Below are 20395 nucleotides of genomic sequence, written 5' to 3'. Positions count from 1 at the left end.
GCGCCAAAAATTTTGAGTAAAACCTTGCTAGAAGGCAGGTTTTTTATAATTTAGGCGCGCAAAGTGATAAACTGCGCGCCGTTTAGACAAGCCCAACTATTTCGGAGCCCAACCTATGTTAAGACGTACCAAAATTGTCAGCACCCTTGGACCTGCCACCGATGAACCCGGTGTATTAGAAAAGCTGATATTGGCCGGAGTGAATGTTGTACGCCTTAACTTCTCCCACGGTAGCCCTGAAGACCACAAAAAACGTTGCGACATGACCCGCGAATACGCGGCTAAGCACGGTCGTCACGTGGCGGTATTGGGTGACTTACAAGGTCCTAAAATTCGTATTGCTCGCTTTGCCGATGGCCCTATTGAATTAAAACTTGGCGATAAGTTTGTATTGGATGCCGATTTAGAGCGCGATGCTGGCAACCAAAACCAAGTGGGCATTGACTACAAAGAACTGCCCAATGATGTTAACCCAGACGACTTATTGTTGTTGGACGATGGCCGCGTTGTTTTACGCGTGGACTCAGTAGAAGGTAACAAGGTTTTTTGTACTACCACTGTTGCTGGTAAGTTATCTAATAACAAAGGTATTAACCGCCAAGGTGGTGGCCTAACGGCGCCAGCGCTAACAGAAAAAGACCGCGCAGACATTAAAACCGCTGTGGCTATCGATGTTGATTACCTGGCTGTATCTTTCCCGCGCAGTGCAGAAGATATGCACCTAACACGCTCGTTGGTTCGTGAAGCCGGCGGCGATATCGCTTTGGTTTCAAAAGTTGAGCGCGCTGAAGCGGTTGAAGACGATGCTGTATTAGACGGCATTATTTTAGCGTCTGATGCGGTTATGGTTGCCCGTGGCGACTTGGGTGTTGAAATCGGTGATGCTGCACTAATTGGTGTACAAAAGCACATTATCGCTCGTTCACGCGCTTTGAATCGTGCGGTAATTTCTGCCACACAAATGATGGAATCAATGATCAGCAGTTCGTTGCCAACTCGCGCAGAAGTTTTTGACGTAGCCAACGCGGTACTCGATGGTACTGATGCTGTGATGTTGTCAGCTGAAACAGCGGCGGGTCAATTCCCAGTAGAAACCGTTGAAGCGATGGTTCGCGTTATTCTTGGTGCAGAAGGCCATCCACATGCAACTCAAGATGCTGCACGCGATATGCCAGAAACCATGGCAATTGACCAAGCTATTGCGCAGGCCGCTATGTTTACTGCAAACCATATGCCTGGTGTTGCTGCCATTATCAGCATGACCGAGTCGGGTTCTACCCCTTTCTTGATGAGCCGCTTTGGTGCTCGCTTGCCAATTTTTGCATTATCAACGCATGCAAAAACTTTGCAAAAAACCGCTTTGTATCGTGGTGTTTATCCTGTGCCATTCCCGCTACACGATATTCCTTTTAGCGAAGCCAACGACCGCGCCGTTAACGAACTGCGCACTCGTGGTGTGGTAAAAGATGGCGATTTAGTGATCATCTCCCAAGGCGATACTCGTCAAAATGTGGGCGGCACTAACGCTATGAAAATTGTTGAAGTTGGCAAAGCCGCCATCTAAAGCGAATTGAAAAAGGCGCGCTAAGGCGCGCTTTTTTTTGCCTTAAATTTTATCCAACGACTCACTTAACAGCGGTTTTCTTCATGTATAAATATATTCGCCCATTACTGTTTAAGCTTGATCCAGAGGTCAGCCACGAATTGTCGCTGGATTGGATGGGTGCATTGGAGCGGCTAAAATTGCTATCGCTGTTCTCTTCAGAGCGAGTGCACGACCCTGTTGAAGTGTTGGGTTTGAAGTTTCCTAATGCGGTTGGGTTGGCTGCGGGCCTCGATAAAAACGGCGATTACTTTAACGCCCTAGGCGCCTTAGGTTTTGGTTTCGTCGAAATTGGTACCGTTACGCCCAAGGCGCAAGGCGGTAACCCAAAGCCCCGTTTATTTAGGCTAGAAGAAGAGCAGGGCGTTATTAACCGTATGGGGTTTAATAACAAAGGTGTAGAGCATTTAGTTAACCAAGTTAAGCAAACGCGCCGCTTTAATGGTGTGCTGGGTATTAATATTGGTAAAAACAAAACTACACCAGAAGAAAACGCATTAGATGATTATTTGATTTGTTTGGATGCCGTTTACCCGCATGCAGACTACGTTACGGTGAACATATCGTCCCCAAATACACCGGGTTTGCGCAATTTGCAGTTTGGTGAAACGCTTAATCAATTATTGGCGGGCATAAAAAAACGGCAAAAATTATTGGCTGCAGAATACGATAAGTATGTGCCGATTCTAGTGAAAATTGCCCCCGATATGACCGACGATGAATTAAAGGCAACCGCCGAAAGCTTTTTGGCGCAAGGTATTGATGGCGTTATTGCCACCAATACAACAATTGGCCGCGAAGGTGTTGAGCTTTCGCCTCACGCTGAAGAGGCTGGCGGTTTAAGTGGCCTGCCCGTTAAAGATAAATCGACGCATGCCATTAAAGTATTAGCGCAGGCGCTAGATAATAAAATCCCGATTATTGGTGTGGGTGGTATTTTGTCTGGCGATGATGCAGCAGAAAAGCTAGCGGCTGGTGCCAGCTTGGTGCAGTTGTACAGCGGCTTTATTTATCGTGGTCCAGAGCTAGTCGGCGAGGCTGCCAGTGCATGCGCAAAACATCGCCGTACACCTTCCTAATAGTAAAAGCGGGAGCATACCCTTTGTGGTTTCAGGGGGTGTTTTGCCGTCTATTAGCCGCTAAAGCGAAAAAAGGTCACAATTCGTCAGGCTGTTGTCGCTTATATCAACATATGTTCGGTTGAGGTATTCATCTTGATGTACAGTCAGTAAAGAGCGGCTGTTCAGAGGTGGAGATGCGACTATTTTCGAGCTATACATTACTATTACTTTGCATTGCTGTTGTTGGTTGTGCGCAAAATCGACCGGTTGCGAGTGTGCAGCCGGTGATAAAGCCCAGTATAGATTTTTCTGCCCCGCAATATTTTGGCGCAGCATTAACGATCGAAAGTGAAGATGAACTATTCACTTTAAGTGACGAGCAACGCCGCGATTTCTTAGAGTTTTATAATCACTTCTTACGTCAGAACTCGCCGGGCTATGAGCGCGTTTTTGATTATTTAGAGCGCGAAACGCGCAACTTTAACTACGAATCTAAAACCTATACCGCGGCTCAAACGTTGGCCAGCTTAAAGGGTAATTGTATGAGCTTGGCGGTGTTAACCACCGCGCTGGCTAATGTGGTGAAGGATGTCGAAATTCGCTACCAGCTGGTGGATTCTTCGCCGGTATTCTACAAAGAAAGCGATGTGGTGGTTAAAGGCGTGCATGTTCGTTCTAAATTGTACGAACGGTTGTTGGCAAATAATAATGTTTACCTTACCCGTTCGAGCTTAGTGGTCGATTATTTACCCGATGACAAAACGCGTTTTATTGGCAATATCACCCGCGATAAATTCTTAGCGCTTTATTACGGTAATCGCGCTGTTGAATTTATGGCGCAAGAACAGCTTGCAGAAGCTTATTGGTATACCCGTAAGGCACTAGAGTACCAGCCTGAAGATGCCGCCAATATTAATACCATGGCAGTGATTTTTCGCCGCGTAGGTGACGAGGCTAAAGCCGAGGACATCTATGTTTACGGTTTAGCCGTAGCAGACAATAAATTGACCTTGCTTAAAAATTATCGTTTGTTATTGCAGGCCCAAGGCCGTGAAATCGATGCCCAGCGTATTGCTCGTGAAATGGCCGATTACGATGATCCAAGCCCTTTTGGTTGGCTAGATGCTGCCAATGTTGCTTACAATAATGGCGATTATCGCGAAGCCGAAATGTTTTACCAAAAATCCATCGATGCGGCGCCATACCTCGATTACGGCTACTTTGGTTTGGCTAAGGTGAAATACCACCAAGGGGAGTTAATTGGCGCTAAACGCATGTTAATTAAGGCGATGGAAAACACCTTCAAAGAAGAAGGCCGAGAGCTGTACCAAGCTAAGCTCTCGCGTTTAGAAAAAGAAATTTAGCGGCTTGTTAGCTGGGCTGCGCTTGGAATTGCGCGCCACTAACGCCAAGGCTGGCGGGGCCCAATAAATACAAGTAGCGGTTGGCGTGCGCACTGGGGGCTGTAACCTCCGATGGGTTCTCGGCGGGATAGGCTTTAGCGCGCATTTGGGTGCGGGTGGCGCCAGGGTTAATTGAGTTAAAGCGTAAGTGGGGGTGCTCGCTGTATTCGTCGGCAAGTGTTTGCATTATGTTTTCTACTGCTGCTTTGCTAGCGGCGTAAGCACCCCAGTAAGCCCGCCCGCGATAACCTACAGTAGAACCGGTAAAAACCACGCTCGCATCGGTCGATTTTTTCAGTAATGGCAGCAAGCTTTGTGTCAACATAAAGGGCGCCGTCGCGTTAACTTGCATCAGTACTTCCCACTCGCTAGCGCTGTATTGCTCTGCCGGCGCATTCGTGCCCAGCGCGCCAGCGTTATGCAGCAAGCCATCAATCAAGCCAAATTCTTCGTTTAGGGCATCTTTGAGCTGTTGGTAATCTTGTTTGGTGGCGCTTTCGAAATTGATGGGGAAAATAGCGGGCTGTGGGCCACCCAGCTGCTCAATGGCATCGTATACAGCTTCGAGTTTTTGCATGGTTCGCCCTAGCAAGACGACAGTGGCGCCGGCTGTAGCGCACGCGATAGCAATGGCTTTGCCAATCCCGTCGCCAGCGCCTGTAATTACAATAATACGGCCTTTTAATATATCTTTGCTGGGGGGCGTGTAAGCAAGAAAGTCGGTTTGATGAGTCATAAAAGAAATCACTTCTGTTAGTGCTGCTACATAAGCGCTGTTGTGCTGAGTTAGCAGGTTAACCTTTTGGCTTGTGCAGTTGTTGAATAATGGGCCAAATTTCAGTGGCGCAGTCCACAGTATAATCGGCCTGCCACTGATGGTGGCAGTTTTGTGTGCTGGTAAAGCCATAACCTACGGCAATAGTTTTCATACCTGCGTTTTTCCCGGCCTGAATATCACGTAAATGGTCGCCCACATAGACGCAGTGCGCCGGTGCACAATTGGCTTGTTGGCATGCGAGCAATAGGCCTTCTGGGTCTGGCTTGGCGGCTTTTAGCGCATCGGGGCTCACCGTGGCCGCAGGAGCAGTGGCGAATTGAAATTGAGCCATCAACGCATTGGTGTATAGCGCGGGCTTATTTGTTACAACCCCCCAGTGAATCCGTTCGTCGCTAAGCATCTGTATAAGCGGTTCAATGCCCTTAAAGGTAAAAGTGTACTCGGCAATATTGGCTAAATAATAATCGAGCAATGCTTGACGGTAAAATTGATGCTGGTCGGCCGTTAAACCCTCTCCAAAGCCAAGCTTAATCAATGCATTGGCACCATTAGAAACCTCTGCGCGGGTTATGTGGTCTGGCAGGGGAGGCAAACCTTCTGCTTGCCGTACGGCGTTTAGTGCTGCACCAAGGTCTTTGCTGGTGTCCATTAAGGTGCCATCTAGGTCAAAAAATACCGCTTCAATCATTGCGCTTTAGGCTCTTTTAAGTAAGGGCGACATTTAAGCTCGAATGCGCCAGCGATACAAGTTGCGCATGCGTACGGGACAATCATTTAACTTTAGAGGCGTAACCGCTAGACTAGCGCCTAGGAGGGCTTGTGCCGATGAGATTTCAGTTTTTACTGCAAGTGGTGAGTGTATTTTGGGTGGCGTCGCAGGCAAATGCGGCGACCTTCGAGGGGGCGTGGGTACAAGGCGCGCTTATTATTGGGCAGGCGAAGGCCGGCGAGCAGGTCTTTTATCAAGGCCGCGAACTTAAGCAAAGTGCTCAAGGCCGGTTTGCTTTGGGGTTGGGGCGTGATGCACCTAGCCGCGTTTCCGTATTGGTTAAAAAAGGCGAGCAGCAAGAAACACTAAGTTTCGACGTGCGTCAGCGTGAATACAACATTCAGCGCATAGAAGGCGTAAAACAAAAGCACGTAACGCCACCGGCAGAGCTAACGCAGCGTATACAGCAAGAATCTGCGGCGGTAAAAGCCGCGCGTAAACGCAACGACAATCGCACAGATTTTTTATCCCATTTTATTTGGCCGGCAAAAGGCCCAATAACAGGTGTTTATGGCAGCCAGCGCTTTTACAATGGTACACCCAAAAGCCCGCATTACGGTGTTGATATTGCCGGTCCAACAGGTGCAAAAGTAATTGCGCCAGCAGCCGGTGTTGTAACATTTGCTAATGACGACTTGTATTATTCTGGCGGCACCTTAATTGTGGATCACGGGCATGGCGTTTCGTCGACATTTATACATTTGAGTAAATTAGAGGTAGCCGTAGGCGATACGGTAAAACAAGGCGACCTAATTGCCCGTATTGGCGCTAGCGGCCGTGCGACAGGACCACACCTTGATTGGCGCATGAACTGGTTTAATGAGCGTTTAGACCCGCAGCTACTATTCCCCGAAAATTCAAAACCCGAACTTCCTTAATAGCCAAACGATGATTAGAGAAAAAACATGCTAGATAAAAAATTGCTAAGTATTCTTGTATGCCCTGTAACCAAAGGGCCATTAATTTGGGATGCCCCCAACAACGAATTGGTGAGCCTATCGGCCGGCTTAGCCTACCCAGTGCGAGACGATATTCCCGTAATGTTAGAGGGCGAGGCCCGAGAAATTACTCTAGCTGAAAAAGAAGCTTGGCAAAATAAATAAAGGAATTGTTATGAGCGATACAATTTTTAGTAAGATTATTGCAGGCGAAATTCCTGCGCCGCGCGTATACGAAGACGAGCATTGCATTTGCATTAATGATATATCCCCGCAAGCGCCAACCCATGTTTTAATTATCCCTAAAAAACCAATTGCCAAATTGGCGGATGCTCAAGACGAACATCAAGCGCTACTGGGCCATTTAATGCTGGCAGCTGGTAAAATCGCACGCCAGTTGGGTGTTGATGATGCTTTTCGTTTAATTGTGAATAACGGCGAAGGTGCAGGGCAAACGGTATTTCATTTACATTTACATTTGTTGGCCGGTAAAGCTTTCGCCGAAGGTTCGCTGGCTTAGTTGAGCGTACTGATACTGTCGGCATACGATGCCCAAAGTCATCGCCGGTGGCATAAAGGTCTAGTTAAACACCTTGCATTTTCCTTTACTATTATGGCGCTGCCTGCGCGCTTTTTTAGTTGGCGAATACGCGGTAATGCGATGACTTGGGCATTTGCTAATAGGGCGGCGCTATTGGCAAAGCCTTGGGATGTCATTGTAGCGACCTCCATGGTGGATTTGGCAACCCTCAAAGGTTTGGTGCCAGAATTGGCCCATGTGCCAACGCTGCTTTATTTTCACGAAAATCAATTTTCTTACCCCGCTAATACAGCGGCTGGCCAGACTGTGCATAGCATAGAGCCACAAATGGTGACTTTGTACGGCGCACTTGCGGCTAACCAGGTAGTATTTAATAGTGCGCATAACCAAAAATCCTTTTTGTTGGGGGTTTCGGCTTTACTCAAAAAACTGCCGGATCACGTGCCGGGGGATATTATTGAGCAACTAGAGGAAAAGTCACAAGTTATTCCCGTACCGCTTGAGCCGTCGTGTTTTGAATTGGCCAAACTGCGGGCAGCGTTAAATAAAAACCAATCGTCATCAGCGCAAGAACTCACAATTTTGTGGAATCACCGCTGGGAGTACGACAAAGGCCCTGAGCGCCTATTGGCTATTGTTACAGCGCTGGCACAACAAACCCCTAGTATGCACATGCGCTTCCATATTGTGGGCCAACAATTTCGGCAGGTGCCTGCAGCTTTTTCACAATTAAAAGCAGTATTAACAGAGCAAGGCTGGTTAGGGGAGTGGGGTTTTTTGCCGTTACAGCGCTATCACTCAGTATTGGCAAGTAGCGATATTGTTTTATCAACCGCGTTGCATGATTTCCAAGGTCTAGCCGTTTTAGACGCCGTGGCTGCCGGCTGTACGCCGCTGCTACCCAAACGCGTGGCTTACCCCGACTTTTTCAGCGCGGAATATTTATACTTGAGTGAAGAGGGCGCAACCTACAGCAACGAAACATCAAGTGCAGTAAAAGCCCTTGTGGCGTATGGCAGTGGTGTAACCGCCTTAAATGCACCAGATATTACGCAATATAGCTGGCGGGCATTAACGCAGCAGTACCAAAATGCAATACATCAACTTGCAAGCCAATAACTTGCGAATATAACAACAACGAATTCTTAAAGAGCATTTATGGCCCTTAAATCCAAAGTGTACAAAACCAGTTTGATAGTGAGTAATACGGACAGTCATCATTACAATACTTATGATTTTAAAGTTGCTTGTCACCCGTCAGAAACTGAAGGCCGCATGTGTTTGCGCTTAGCGGCTTTTGCACTATTTGCGCACGAAAATCTTAGTTTTACCCGCGGCCTTTGCGCCACCGACGAGCCGGATATTTGGCAAAAAGATGATACCGGTTTAATCGAGCGCTGGATTGATTTGGGATGGCCAGACGAAAAACGAATAGCGAAAGCCTGCGGCCAAGCGAGCGAGGTTATTGTTATTGCCTATGGCCGCAATACGGCACCTTGGTGGCAAGGCTTGGCGGATAAAACACCGCGCTTTAAACGTTTAACAGTAATTGATGCGGGCGAAAGCATTATCGAGGATTTAGCGCCCCTGGTGGCATCCAGTATGGCGCTAACAGCAACCATTAGCGATGGTATTTTATGGTTAAGTAATGGCGTAGATACTGTAGAGATGCCGCTCATTTACTTAAAAGGCGCTTAATTAAAATGGTTTTAGGTTTAACCAAGCCGCGCCACGTACACCGCTAGAGTCGCCATGCTTAGATTGTACAACTTGGGTGTCGCACTCTTTACCAAATACCATTTTTGGTAGCATTTTGTTTATAGCAGGGTATAGCTTTGGCCAATTAGAAACCCCGCCACCGAGTACAATAATATCTGGGTCTAGCAGGTTGACTACCATTGCTAGTGCCGCAACAACCTGTTGTTGGTATTGCGCTAAAATGGCGAGAGCATTTTTTTCACCGTCTTCGGCCCGATGAATTATTTTCTGAACATTAATGGTCTCGCCGGTTTTTAGCGTGTAGCTGGTTTGTAAGCCGGTGCCGCTAATAAATGTTTCTATGCAGCCAGCTTTGCCGCAGTAGCAAGGCCTTGCGTTGCGTTCGGCGTCGCTAGCGGTCGGGTGGTTAATATGCCCCCATTCACCTGCTAGGCCGTTGGGGCCGATTAATGCTTGCTGTGCGATACTAATACCTGCGCCGCAACCCGTGCCTAAAATCGCAGCAAACACTGTTGCGTGCCCGCTGCCAGCACCGTCGACAGCTTCGGATACCGCTAGGCAGTTTGCGTCGTTCATAATTTTAATGGGGCGTTTTAATAACAGCTCCATATCGGCGGTCATGGCTTGGCCATTTAGCCATGTGGAATTGGCATTTTTAACGCAGCCTGTTTTACGGCTAATCGTCCCTGGAATGCCAATGCCGACAGGAAGGCTGTCTAGCTTTAAGTGTGCTTGGGCCTCTAAAACCAAAGTTGTAATGTTGTTAAGTGTGGCGGGGTAATCGTGTTGTGGCGTTGGGGTTCTTTTTCGATAGTGTTCTTGGCTATTTTCGTCGAGCACAATAACTTCTGTTTTTGTGCCACCAAGGTCAATGCCTGCATAATATTGCATGGTTGTCCTCATCTTATAGACTTTAGAGGTTAGTTTGGTATTGGCTCGAAAGACCACGCCAGAATGCGCGTTATCTTTTGGCCTTGTTTCATTTCTATTTCTTTAATGTTTGCGGCGTGTAGTTTTTGTAATAGCTTTTTGGCGGGCTTAAGGTTATCGCTTTTAGAAACTAGTGTTGTAAACCAGCGGCATTGCTTTGAATAAATATGGCTTTCTTTAATCATTGTGCGCAAAAATTTATGCTCGCCGCCTTTGCACCATAGTTCTGCATTCTGGCCGCCAAAATTTAGTGCCGGTAATGTGGCTAACGAGGCACTTTGAGGGGAGGCGCTTAAGCGTTTAGCTTCTAAGTTGTGCCGCTTTTTTCGGTTACCTTTTAGCGCTTCATCAAGCGAGGCGTGAAAGGGCGGGTTGCACACGCTCACGTCAAAGTACTCATTATCGTGAATAATGCCGGTAAAAATATGCGATTTATCACTTTGTAAGCGTAAGGTTAAATTGCCTTTTATCGATTTATTTTTTTCGACTATGGTTTCCACATTGTTTAAGGCGGTTGGGTTGATATCGCTTGCGGTGCAATGCCAGCCGTAAGCTTTGCAGGCAAGCAACGCATAAATGCCATTGGCGCCAGTGCCAATATCCAATAGCTTAATTTTTGCGGCTGCTGCGTTTGTATCGCCCACCTTGAGTAAGTCGGCTATGTAATGCAGGTAATCGACGCGCCCTGGTACCGGTGGGCATAAAAAACCGTCTGGAATATCCCAAGCATCTATGTTGTAGTCTTTTTTTAGTAGAGCCTTATTCAGGTTTTTTACCGCCGCAGGGTCGGCAAAATTAATAGCGCTATTGCCGTATATGTTTTGCACAATATACGGCTTAAGATCGGGGCAAGCGATGGCAAGTTGCTCAAAGTTATAGCCGTCGCGGTGAATGTTGCGTGGGTGTAAGCCTTTGCTACCGCTATGTGCTTTTTTGCGTGATGTTTTTGGTGGTGTAGTCACAGTGGGTGGCGCGCTTCTGATAAAAGGTCAGTATAGTGGGCGAGTATACCTGTTGTCCCAAGTCGCGGCCATCTCCCCTAGCTTGGGGTAATCTATAACCATTAGGAGCGTACCATGCACCACTTTCGAGTGACTATTGCCTACAAAGGTACGCGTTATTTCGGCTGGCAAGCGCAAAGCGCCACTACTCGCAATGAAGTAAAGCCCACCATTGAGGGCACCTTGCGCAACGCATTAAGTGATATAACCCATCACCAATCGTGTACCGTATCGTGCGCTAGCCGAACCGATGGCGGGGTTCATGCGCAAGGTCAAGTTGCCAAAATCACTCTGCCCATTGCGATTAGTGCCCAGCATTTATTGCAGGGTTTAAATTCACTACTACCTACCGATATCCGTATTCTTAATTGCGAAGAGTCAACGCAGGCGTATCAGCCTAATCGCCATAACTCGGGTAAAGAGTACCATTATTATTTTTCGGTTTCTGCAATTGATAATACGGCCGTATCCGAAATTGCTTTTCATTACTTGAATGTAAATCCCACCTTCGATCCAGCGCTTATGCGCGAAGCATGTAAGCTTTTTGTTGGCTCGCACGATTTTAGATGTTTTAGCAGTCACGATAAAAAGCGGCTATCAACAGTAAGGGATATTTTTTACTGCGATATTTTGCCGGCAAATTTCGCCCCCTTGGCAACAAATGTTTATTACCTCAAAATAGTGGGTGATGGTTTTTTAAAGCATATGGTGCGCTATGTGATGGGAGCCTTATTGGCATTGGATAAGAAGCGTATATCGCTATCTGACTTATCGTTAGCTTTAGAAGGAGAAGGGACGCTTAAGCTGAGTGCTAAAGCGAAGGCTAAAGGGCTTCATTTGATGGGGGTGTTGGATTGAGTTTTTCGATTCAGACGAGCGATTGCGTAAAATTGACGCTAAATATACTTTGGTTAGCCTGAAAGGACTCATTGGCTGGGAGGTGTTTAGGCCAACATTAAGCTTGGTTTGCCAAAAAGAACGTAAAAGTTCTGCAGACTGCAAAATTCGCGGTGTCGTCCTGATGTTAAAAGTGCTGATGCTTCCACTTTTGTATGACGTTTCAGATGATCAAGCCGAGTGCTAAATTTGATGTATGTTGTCTTTTATGCGTTATTAAAGTTAATAAGCGTGTTGTTTTGTAACCACGTCTTGTGTTTTTATTATCCTTCGAAAATACGTATTTAGATATGCCCTTTAATAAAGCATTCAGCTAGCTCTCGATACTATATTGTTAGGATCGTTAGACAATCGCGCATTGTATAGGTTTTTATGTTTTTTTGGGGCGCCCTGTATTATTAAATAAATTAGTTTTGATTTTTTGTGATTATGTCGAATAAAGAATTAACAGTATTGCTCATTGAAGATAACCTCATTATTGCTCGTCAGTTGTGTGATTTTTTGATGGGGGTGGGGTGGCTCGTGGAGCATTGTGTGAAGGGTGTACAAGGTGTCGAATTAGCGTTGGAGCAGGTATACGACGTGATTATTTTAGATTTAAACCTCCCCGACATGGATGGCTTACAAGTCTGTGAGCGCATAAAACAGCAGTCTCTTACACATATCCCTATGCTTATGCTTACTGCACGCGATGCGTTTGAGGATAAAGCCGAAGGTTTTGGCTTAGGGGCAGACGATTATGTAACGAAACCTTTTGAGCTGCGCGAGCTAGTATTGCGTTGTTCGGCGCTAGCGCGACGAAACTTACTACACCAAAATAAAAGCATAAAAATAGGGGAGTTAGAGGTTGATAGGGTGCAGCGCATTGCCAAGCGTAGCGGCCAAGCACTCAAACTTACAAAGGTCAGTTTTGATGTTCTTGCGGTATTAGCGCAAGCTTATCCGCAGCCGGTTACGCGTTCGCGCTTAATTCATGAAGTGTGGGGTGATAATCCCCCAGATAGTGATGCTTTGCGCACCCATATATTTAGCTTGCGCAGTGTGCTCGATAAACCTTTTGCTTCGCCAATGCTAACAACGCTTATTAATGTGGGCTATAAATTAGAGTCTCCCAGTGAAGTTTAAACAGGGTATTCAGCAGCGTATATCGTGGTTTTTTGGTGGCTTTGTCTTGGTGCTTGCCCTTAGTTACTCGGCCGCAAGCATTGTTGTCGCCTATATTATTGAGGATGAAGTACTGAATAGGCTTGTTAGTTTAGAAATAGAGCGAATGCAACGTCATTACCAAAAAACGGGCAGCATAGCGCCCCCAAGTGCCGCGTATTTTACCGTTTATGATTCGATTAACTCGGCACCTAGTGAAATTGCTCGTGTGGCAAAGGCCAATGCGGCAGGTGAAGTTTTTAGTGCATCGGGTAGGCATTACCATATTCGCAATTTACGTATCGGGCCTAGCTTACCAAGTTATGCCAATGCTATTTTGGTGGCTGATGTTACTGAATTACTTGCCGTAAGAAATTTACCCATAAATATTGTTGTTTTCCTTGCTGGCTTGATTGTATTGGCAATAACGATTGCGCTAGTAGGCGCTTTGGTTATTGCACAGCGTATATCAAGCCCAATAGTGGCGCTGGCTGAAAAAGTAGATGGTTATGAATATACCGGCTTGCTCAAAAATGGAAAATCGACAGGGGCGAAAGCAAAAGAGGACTTGGTTGTGCCGTTGGATAATGAGGTAGATTATTTAACGTTAACAATCGAAAGCACGTTTAAGAAATTGCAGGCTGTTATCGAAAGGGAAAGCCAGTTTAACCGCGATGTGAGTCACGAATTACGCACGCCCTTAACCGAAATTATCAATACGTTAGCGCTTACAGAGCAGCAAAGGTTAAATGCCAAAGCGGTGAGCCAGCTTGCATGTTCTGCCTATAAAATGAAAAATATTGTTGATGTTTTGTTGGCGTTAGCAAGAGCTGAAAGCACTAAAACGGACACTTTTCCTTTACTGCCGCTGATTGAAGAATGTGTGTTAAACCAATATGCCAAGATTAAAGAGAACAATTTTAAAATAGAGTGTGATCTTTCAGCTTTAACCGTTGTAGGTAATTAATCATTAGGTAAACCCCCAGCTCTGCTGGGGTGACTCCCATAGGTTCTACCTATACCGCGGTACAGGTAGTCTCTGATCTCGACCAAAAGATAAGAGATAAACCTATGCGAGATCCGAAGAGTTTGGCCCATACGAGATGGGATTGTAAGTACCATGTGGTGTTTATTCCGAAGAAGAGACGCAAGCTGTTATTTGGATCGTTACGACACCACTTGGGAGATATTTTTCATGAATTGGCGCGCCAGAAGGGTGTGGTTATCGAGGAGGGTCATGTGATGCCTGACCGTGTCCACACGTGCTTGAGTATTCCGCCGAAAATGTCAGTATCAAGTGCCGTTGGTTTTATAAAAGGAAAAAGCGCAATTTCAATAGCGAGGCGCTTTAAGGGTAAGCAGCGTAACTTTAATGGAGAGGCATTTTGGGCTAGAGGCTATTATGTGTCGACGGTAGGTCTTGATGAAATGATGGTGCGGGAATACATAAGAAACCAAGAGAAAAATGATATCCATCGGGATCAGTTGAATCTCGAGGTATAGCGCCTTGGGCGCTTAATTTGAGCCCTTCGAGGGCGTCATCCAATAAGCCTCCGGCTTTGCCGGAGGTCAGTTAACTATCAGTTGGTTCTTCTGGTTATCAGTAATTTAATCGATAATGCTATCAACCATAGCGGTAAACCTGCGTTAAAAATTTCGGTGAGTGAACAAACACTGCATTTTGAAAATACTGTTTTAGAACTTCCTTCAACCGATTTAACCGCCCCTAATAGCCGCCACCCAGAAAGTGACGGTCTAGGGCAAGGGCTATACCTTGTAATACGCGTATTAGAGGCTCTAGATTGGCAGTATTGCATTAGTACCTGTGCGGCTACTTATCGTTTTTCTATATTGCCAAAACTCGCGCGCCATCATTTAACGCGGATTTAACACGCCCTCGATTATGCTGGGGTTTTCGATTCAGGAGAGCCTTATGTTTAAAAAAGTAGCCGTATGGTTTGGCGTGTTTATAGTGTGTTGTGTGGTGGCAGTTATCAGCACAGCTACATGGCTAAGCACTTTAATGATGGGTGATGCCTTGCGCGAATCTATCCGTAACACACAAGCGTCAGACTTGGCTTATGTCAATAATGAGGTTAAAGGGGCGCGCGGGCGCATTCTTGCGGTGCTCACCAGTACGGGTTCTTCTGCGATACCTGGCAAAAACTTAGGTTACGAGTTAACCGAACTGTCGCGGGCCTATTATGTGTTTCAAACCAATGGTTTTGAGGTGGACGTCGCTAGCACGCTCGGTGGAGAGCCTGAAGTTGTTATCGACGGAGATGATATTGGCGTATACGATTATGCCTTCCTTAATGATGCAGCTGCGCAAGCAAAAGTTGCAAATACAACCCCTATCGCGAATGTTAATGCAGAGGATTATGCTGCAATTTACTTTGTGGGCGGTAAAGGGGCATTATTTGATTTTCCCGATAATAAAACGATTCAATCGGTTGTGCGTCATATGTTTCAGAAAGGCAAAGTGGTGGGTGCTATTTGTCACGGCCCTGCGGCCCTGCTTAATGTGGAGCTCAGTAATGGGGATTTTTTATTAGCCGGTAAGCAAGTTACAGGATTTACCAATGCGGAAGAGCTCTTTCTAATGCCGTCTGCAAAAGAAGTATTCCCTTTTTTACTCGAGAGCGAATTAAAGCGTCGCAATGCTCGCTTTTTTGCAGGCCCACTATACTTAGATAACATAGTTACCGACGGTAAACTGATAACCGGTCAAAACCCTTGGTCGGTGTGGCGCACGGCAGATGCTATGATTAGCGCGCTGGGGTATACGCCAGTGTCTAGGGCAATAACATCACAAGAGCGTGCCATAAATGTCCTTATGGCCTATCAAGACGGTGGCAATCCGGTTGCACAGCAGGTGATAGATGTTAGCTCCAAAAGCTGCGTAAATTGCCTAGATGGAAATCTAATTGTCATGCACGCACTGGTGGCTGCGTTACAGGGAAAAATAGGTAAAACGATAGATTTAATCGCCTTAGCCCGCAGAGCAAAAAAGCATGCACAAGGCTGACCGGGTAAGCAAGGTGGCCTGTAAAATCCCGTTAAAAATTATATTTTACGTTATTGCAATTGCGTCAGGAACCTAACTCGTGTTTTGCAAACACCGCCGGGCCGACCAGTAATAGTTGACCAATATGTCTAAGGTTTCCTCGTTTTTATAACCCTTAGCAAGACTTGAGCGACTTTAGATCAGAGCACCATTCACATGATAAGCGCTTGATCTAATCGATATTAACGGTGCCGTTGTTACAACGGATGCAATGGGGTGCCAAGTCAAAGTAGTCGATAAAGTCCGCTGTAAGGGAGGCGATTGTGCTCCAACTAAAAGACAACCAAAACGCGTTACGTACTGAAATAGAAGCGTATTACCACAAATTAAGACGCGAAGACTTTGCCAATATACCCCATGACACCGATGAATAAGTTGATAAAGGTCATGGTCGAATTGAGCAAAGAAAAACGCATCATGTAGAAAGTAGCGACTGGGTTAATTCAGCGAGAAAATGGTGCGATGCTAATTCACTGATTCGTGTCGAACACCAAAACAATAAAAGGCGAAAAAAGTCCTCAGAAGTTTCTTGGTATTTAAGCTCTTTGACAGTTGACGCGAAACGCGGGGTCTTTGCAGTTCGAAGCCACTGGCAACTCGATGTTACCTTTAAAGAGGATGAATGTAGGCTCGCATCTGGAGCGGCTGCAATGGCTGTTATAAAAAGGTTTTGGATGAATCTGCTAAAGGTTAACGATAGGAGTAAGCGCAGATTAAAACACCGAGTCATGGCCTCCGCTATTGATGATGACTATAGAGCAAAAATTCTACTGACTGTCTAATTATTACTAGGCGGCCCTGAGCTGACGGCGGCTTGGAGCTAGTCAGTAGCCTTGACGCTACCGATGCGAAAAGTGGGGCAACTAATGCGCATTATGGTAGAGCGGGATCTGCGGCCATAATAAAACCAACTGCCGCGTCGAATAGGTTTACATCGTTGATACGAAAGTGTCCTAAGCTACTGTTTATTATGGTTTTATTTTTCTGGCTTAGGCTCTTCTCCGCTTTAGTGAGGTGATCTAGTGGCTTCCATAGAACATGGATTGCTCGTCAGGCATCGATGATTGCCTTATTTTTAGCTTGAAGTACTCGGTATCCTTGATGCCTCTTGCTCGCTTGCGAATCATGCCAATGCTGACATTGCCGGCTTCAATTCTGGCGCTAGTCAGCCCGTGTTTTCCGTAGTTACAAATGCCTACGCTATGCTTCCTTAGTGACTTTGCAAATTTCTTGAGATAGAGCATATTCGTCTGTTCCGCGATGTCGCACCACTGCTCCAATGCATTCATCATGGCGTCATAATTCCCTGCATTCCACAAAGCTTGGAGCTGCTCTTTGAGTATATAAAGTGTATTGATATTGGAATTATTTTCGAGCAATGTCTGGAGTTTATTGGCTTGTTTATCATTTAACTTGTCGGCATTTTTTAACAACAGGTAGTGGGTACCTTTAAGCTGCTCTTTGCCTGCGCGATCCGCCTTTCTGAACTCGATCCTACGCTGATTGCTCATGGCTTTACTGTAGTTTTGCATCACATGAAACCGATCGAAAACAATGTCAGCATTAGGCAAGCATTCGCGTACCGATTTTTGATAGGCTGGCCCCATATCCATGGCTACCGCCTCTATGTTTTCAGCGGTTTGTGCTGGTAAGCGCTTTAGAAACGCTGTCAACACCTCGGCTTTACGGCCTGTCTCAACGCCAATTAAATGACCGGATTCCATGTCATAAATCACCGTCATATAATCATGGCCTTTGGCTCTAGCGACTTCATCGACCCCAAGATATTTTAAGTCAATTAATTTTTCAGGATTAAGTGCAGGCAACGTTTTCTCTAGGTGAAATTTATCCATATTTTTCACCGTTTCCCATCGTAGCTTTAGGTGCCGACTGACCGTGCTGATACTCATATGGCGACACAATCCGCTCACCAACTGGCAAAATCTTTGAGTATAGCGATTGCCTGTATCGACAAATTCGCAAGCCTCCATTAGACGCCTACCGCAAGTCGTCACAACTTGAGCGAGCTCAACTTCCAAATAGCACTCGAAGCCACACAAAGGGACATCACGGATCGTTCTGCGCAAGTATCGGTTGATGTTGGCCGCCTCATTACTTGACGGGTCAATCGCTCTATAACGACGGTCTCGCTTGCAGTGTATAGTCAATCTTTGCAGGGCCAAGTCATGCTGAACTTGTTTGACACGCTGACCAGGAAGGCTCAAAATTTTGCTGGAGATGTTAAGGCTCATATATTCGTTTAAGTGTAGTGGCGTGAGAACCTTACATTTCAACGGATATGGCGGGTCTTAGCATCTCTTTTTACCTCACTAAAGCGGAGAAGACCCCTGGCTTATTACTTGCTTTATCGAGCCGCTGAATGTGAACAATTAATAAGGTTAAACATGTCTAAATTTGCTTTACTTACGAAAATCAAATTCGCCACGCTAGGCGCTGCAGCTAGCATGCTAATGTCCACTCAAGCGTTCGCAGTTGACTGTGATGCCAGCGACTTCCAGGTCCTAGCGCCACTATCCGCCGACTACCTCAGTGCTAACGATTGCCAATCCGGCAGTAACAAGAAAAAAGATATAGACGCTGCCGTGACAAACTGGCTGTTCAATGACTGGTCACTTGCCGGTACTTTTGAATACGACACTGGCACCGAAACTGGAAGCCTTTCCGCCACCACGGGCACCAGCGGCAACTACTTTTGGGAGTTTGATAGTGCTGCGTTGAGCAACTTTGAAGATGCGATGTTTGTCGTAAAACAAGGTAGCGACAAACAGAGCGAAAACTGGTCAGCGTACTACTTTGCTGGCCTCGGCAACAATAGCGGCCGTTTCCAGCCAGACGAAGACTTCGTTGGCGACGAGTATTCATACGTTCGCATGTATACCCGCGGCGAAGCTCACTCGGTACCCGAAATCGATGCTGCCTCTGGCGGTATCGCTATGGCGCTCCTTATTGGCTTGCTTACGGTTGTGAGAGAGCGTAAGCGTTCACGCTCACTAACCTAAGCTATTCATCTTGTCGCCTTGTGTCGCCTTGACTGACCAAGGTCACAGGCGACGCCTTGTAGCTTAAGCCCCCTAAGCGCTGATATCTTCAGCGCTTTTTTGGTTCGTTATCAACATCCTCTTTTTGCTTGTATTTTTAGGAATAGTTAAGCCAGTAGCCCCGGCACTGGTCCGCGTACTAAGCTGGCTTTTCCAAAGCTGGTTACGTCCGAAAGACCGACCCCTTGTGCCAAGGATACATACACATCATTGTGTGCCAGTGAATTACCGGAGAAATCCAAAAACTGGCCAGTGTTAAATGCCCCCCCGAGCCCGCCCGCCAAGAAAAATGGAATGTTAGTTCGCCCGTGCTGTTGGGCACCGTTGTGCTCCGATGTCCATAAAATGACGGTATTGTCGAGTACGCTACCGCTACCCTCCGGAATCGACTTGAGTTTTTCGATAAAGTATTTGAAGCGCTCGGCATACCAACCAGCAATTTGTGCGCGTTTACCCGCGTTGGGGCCGAAATTATCGTGTGTGAGATCATGGTGGCCTTCATCGATGCCTAGCGAGCTAAAACGAATACCCGAGGCACCGTTCGCCCACTGCAAGGTGGCAACACGGGTTTGATCACAGGCGAAGGCATTGGCGATGATGTCCATCATGTTCGTGCCTTTAAGTCGATGTTGATCGTCTTGTGATCCGGGTGTGCCACGTAGGTTGGGCACCTCGCAGGCTGCCCCCGCCGAAGATTGCTGATCAAAATCGAGGCGCTGTTCGATTTCGCGAATAGCATTGATATGGGATTCAATTTTCTGTTTATCGGCGCTACCGACTCGCGACAAAACAGCATTCAGCTCATCCTGCACAGAATCGACAACACTTTTACGCCGGGCCAGTTCGGCGATCAACGCAGGGTCTGGTTGGCCGCCGCCCGGGGTGACGCCCTCGAATATACGCGCGTGCAAATTACCGGCGTTATTTTCTGGGAATATGGGCTCTTGCGGTTGGCGATAAACTTGCTGCCAAGCAAATGCGCCGCAATCGGCACCCGCGACAATCGATCGAAAACGCGTCTGCGTGGCGGGGTTAGCCATTAGCCGATCCGCTAAGAATTGGTCGATGGATTGACCGCTTGCTAGCCAAGTACCCGAAACAGCTGGGTTGCTGCCGTCCATAGGGTCAATCGAATCCGATGCGGTTAACAGCTGATGGATGACCGGCGGGTGGTCGTTGGGGATTCGGTTGGTGGTGTAGGTTTTTAAATCAATGCCGCGCAGATAGGTGATATCCGAGCGGACATCATTCAGGGTGCTTGCGGCCGAACCAAATTGCCAATTGGTTTGGCTGCCTACAGGCTCCACTTCGGGGGCGATGCCGTTCGGCGTGGTCATAATAATTACGCGTTTGGGTGCCGAATCCTGTGCATCTGCTTCTAGCACGGGCAGCAGTGCCGATGCCGCCCCAACGCCCATGCCACGAATTAAAGCTCGGCGAGTCCATTTATTTTTATCCGTTTTGATCAGAATACTCATAACAATGC

General features: G+C 46.8%; 21 protein-coding genes and 1 pseudogene. 16 read left to right on the top strand and 6 right to left on the bottom strand.

Translation table 11 applies throughout. The features are described 5' to 3' along the window. The first annotated feature begins 115 nt into the window (after nt 1–115). The 3 genes from pyk (at nt 116) to MARGE09_RS17680 (ending at nt 4028) form a co-directional block, all read left to right on the top strand. A complete protein-coding gene (pyk, locus tag MARGE09_RS17690; RefSeq protein WP_236984229.1) occupies nt 116–1564 on the top strand; it encodes a pyruvate kinase in 1449 nt (482 codons plus the stop codon). 83 nt (nt 1565–1647) lie between these two features. Further along, entirely contained in the window at nt 1648–2682 is a 1035-nt protein-coding gene (locus tag MARGE09_RS17685; RefSeq protein ID WP_236984227.1) for a quinone-dependent dihydroorotate dehydrogenase, read from the top strand. 176 nt (nt 2683–2858) lie between these two features. Beyond that, nucleotides 2859–4028, top strand: coding sequence for a tetratricopeptide repeat protein (locus MARGE09_RS17680; protein WP_236984224.1), 1170 nt, complete (start codon nt 2859–2861; stop codon nt 4026–4028). Between the two features lie 7 nt (nt 4029–4035). Here the strand turns inward: MARGE09_RS17680 and MARGE09_RS17675 are convergent, their stop codons facing one another. Then, on the bottom strand, nt 4036–4803 hold the full coding sequence (locus MARGE09_RS17675) for a YciK family oxidoreductase (RefSeq protein ID WP_236984222.1): 768 nt from the start codon (nt 4801–4803) through the stop codon (nt 4036–4038). A gap of 58 nt (nt 4804–4861) precedes the next feature. Next, nucleotides 4862–5533: an HAD family hydrolase gene (locus MARGE09_RS17670; RefSeq protein ID WP_236984220.1), complete on the bottom strand. Its 672-nt coding sequence runs from the start codon at nt 5531–5533 to the stop codon at nt 4862–4864. 137 nt (nt 5534–5670) lie between these two features. On the opposite strand from MARGE09_RS17670, the gene MARGE09_RS17665 reads away from it, so the two are divergent. The 5 genes from MARGE09_RS17665 to MARGE09_RS17645 are packed head-to-tail and all read left to right on the top strand — an operon-like array spanning nt 5671 to nt 8791. Continuing rightward, nucleotides 5671–6492 (top strand): M23 family metallopeptidase, encoded by an 822-nt coding sequence (locus tag MARGE09_RS17665; protein WP_236987409.1) that lies wholly within the window; start codon nt 5671–5673, stop codon nt 6490–6492. Nucleotides 6493–6519: 27 nt separating this feature from the next. Beyond that, nucleotides 6520–6717: a Trm112 family protein gene (locus MARGE09_RS17660; RefSeq protein WP_236984218.1), complete on the top strand. Its 198-nt coding sequence runs from the start codon at nt 6520–6522 to the stop codon at nt 6715–6717. Between the two features lie 10 nt (nt 6718–6727). After that, entirely contained in the window at nt 6728–7072 is a 345-nt protein-coding gene (locus MARGE09_RS17655; RefSeq protein WP_236984216.1) for a histidine triad nucleotide-binding protein, read from the top strand. Further along, entirely contained in the window at nt 7073–8212 is a 1140-nt protein-coding gene (locus tag MARGE09_RS17650; RefSeq protein ID WP_236984214.1) for a tRNA-queuosine alpha-mannosyltransferase domain-containing protein, read from the top strand. Nucleotides 8213–8251: 39 nt separating this feature from the next. Continuing rightward, nucleotides 8252–8791 carry a YaeQ family protein gene (locus MARGE09_RS17645; RefSeq protein WP_236984213.1) on the top strand — a complete coding sequence of 180 codons (540 nt, stop codon included), beginning with the start codon at nt 8252–8254 and terminating at the stop codon, nt 8789–8791. Here the strand turns inward: MARGE09_RS17645 and MARGE09_RS17640 are convergent, their stop codons facing one another. Together MARGE09_RS17640 and rlmF are read right to left on the bottom strand one after the other, a co-directional pair. Beyond that, nucleotides 8792–9703 (bottom strand): ROK family protein, encoded by a 912-nt coding sequence (locus MARGE09_RS17640; RefSeq protein WP_236984211.1) that lies wholly within the window; start codon nt 9701–9703, stop codon nt 8792–8794. Nucleotides 9704–9732: 29 nt separating this feature from the next. Next, a complete protein-coding gene (gene rlmF, locus MARGE09_RS17635; RefSeq protein ID WP_236984209.1) occupies nt 9733–10704 on the bottom strand; it encodes a 23S rRNA (adenine(1618)-N(6))-methyltransferase RlmF in 972 nt (323 codons plus the stop codon). A gap of 114 nt (nt 10705–10818) precedes the next feature. Here rlmF and MARGE09_RS17630 point away from each other — a divergent pair, with 114 nt between their 5' ends. The 7 genes and pseudogenes from MARGE09_RS17630 to MARGE09_RS21760 all read left to right on the top strand — a co-directional run. Then, a complete protein-coding gene (locus MARGE09_RS17630; protein WP_236984207.1) occupies nt 10819–11601 on the top strand; it encodes a tRNA pseudouridine synthase A in 783 nt (260 codons plus the stop codon). Between the two features lie 468 nt (nt 11602–12069). Beyond that, on the top strand, nt 12070–12765 hold the full coding sequence (locus MARGE09_RS17625) for a response regulator transcription factor (protein ID WP_236984205.1): 696 nt from the start codon (nt 12070–12072) through the stop codon (nt 12763–12765). Then, nucleotides 12755–13750, top strand: coding sequence for a sensor histidine kinase (locus MARGE09_RS17620; RefSeq protein WP_236984203.1), 996 nt, complete (start codon nt 12755–12757; stop codon nt 13748–13750). The genes MARGE09_RS17625 and MARGE09_RS17620 overlap by 11 nt, the downstream gene beginning before the upstream one ends. A 104-nt stretch (nt 13751–13854) precedes the next feature. Continuing rightward, nucleotides 13855–14286 (top strand): IS200/IS605 family transposase, encoded by a 432-nt coding sequence (tnpA, locus tag MARGE09_RS17615; protein WP_236984201.1) that lies wholly within the window; start codon nt 13855–13857, stop codon nt 14284–14286. Between the two features lie 156 nt (nt 14287–14442). Then, complete coding sequence (locus MARGE09_RS17610; protein WP_236984191.1) at nt 14443–14673, top strand: hypothetical protein; 231 nt, start codon at nt 14443–14445, stop codon at nt 14671–14673. Nucleotides 14674–14716: 43 nt separating this feature from the next. Next, entirely contained in the window at nt 14717–15811 is a 1095-nt protein-coding gene (locus MARGE09_RS17605) for a type 1 glutamine amidotransferase domain-containing protein (protein ID WP_236984189.1), read from the top strand. Nucleotides 15812–16239: 428 nt separating this feature from the next. Further along, nucleotides 16240–16632 (top strand): annotated as a pseudogene (locus MARGE09_RS21760) (ISAs1 family transposase); the annotation flags it as partial. A gap of 237 nt (nt 16633–16869) precedes the next feature. Here the strand turns inward: MARGE09_RS21760 and MARGE09_RS17600 are convergent. Then, on the bottom strand, nt 16870–18102 hold the full coding sequence (locus MARGE09_RS17600; RefSeq protein WP_236981837.1) for an ISL3 family transposase: 1233 nt from the start codon (nt 18100–18102) through the stop codon (nt 16870–16872). A 153-nt stretch (nt 18103–18255) separates the two neighbouring features. On the opposite strand from MARGE09_RS17600, the gene MARGE09_RS17595 reads away from it, so the two are divergent. Beyond that, nucleotides 18256–18870, top strand: coding sequence for a VPEID-CTERM sorting domain-containing protein (locus MARGE09_RS17595; RefSeq protein ID WP_236984187.1), 615 nt, complete (start codon nt 18256–18258; stop codon nt 18868–18870). A 146-nt stretch (nt 18871–19016) separates the two neighbouring features. On the opposite strand, the gene MARGE09_RS17590 is transcribed toward MARGE09_RS17595, so the two are convergent. After that, a complete protein-coding gene (locus MARGE09_RS17590) occupies nt 19017–20387 on the bottom strand; it encodes a DUF1552 domain-containing protein (RefSeq protein WP_236984185.1) in 1371 nt (456 codons plus the stop codon). Nucleotides 20388–20395: the final 8 nt, after the last annotated feature.

This window comes from Marinagarivorans cellulosilyticus (genome assembly GCF_021655555.1).
Taxonomy (GTDB): domain Bacteria; phylum Pseudomonadota; class Gammaproteobacteria; order Pseudomonadales; family Cellvibrionaceae; genus Marinagarivorans; species Marinagarivorans cellulosilyticus.
This window is presented reverse-complemented; position numbering and strand designations above follow the sequence as displayed.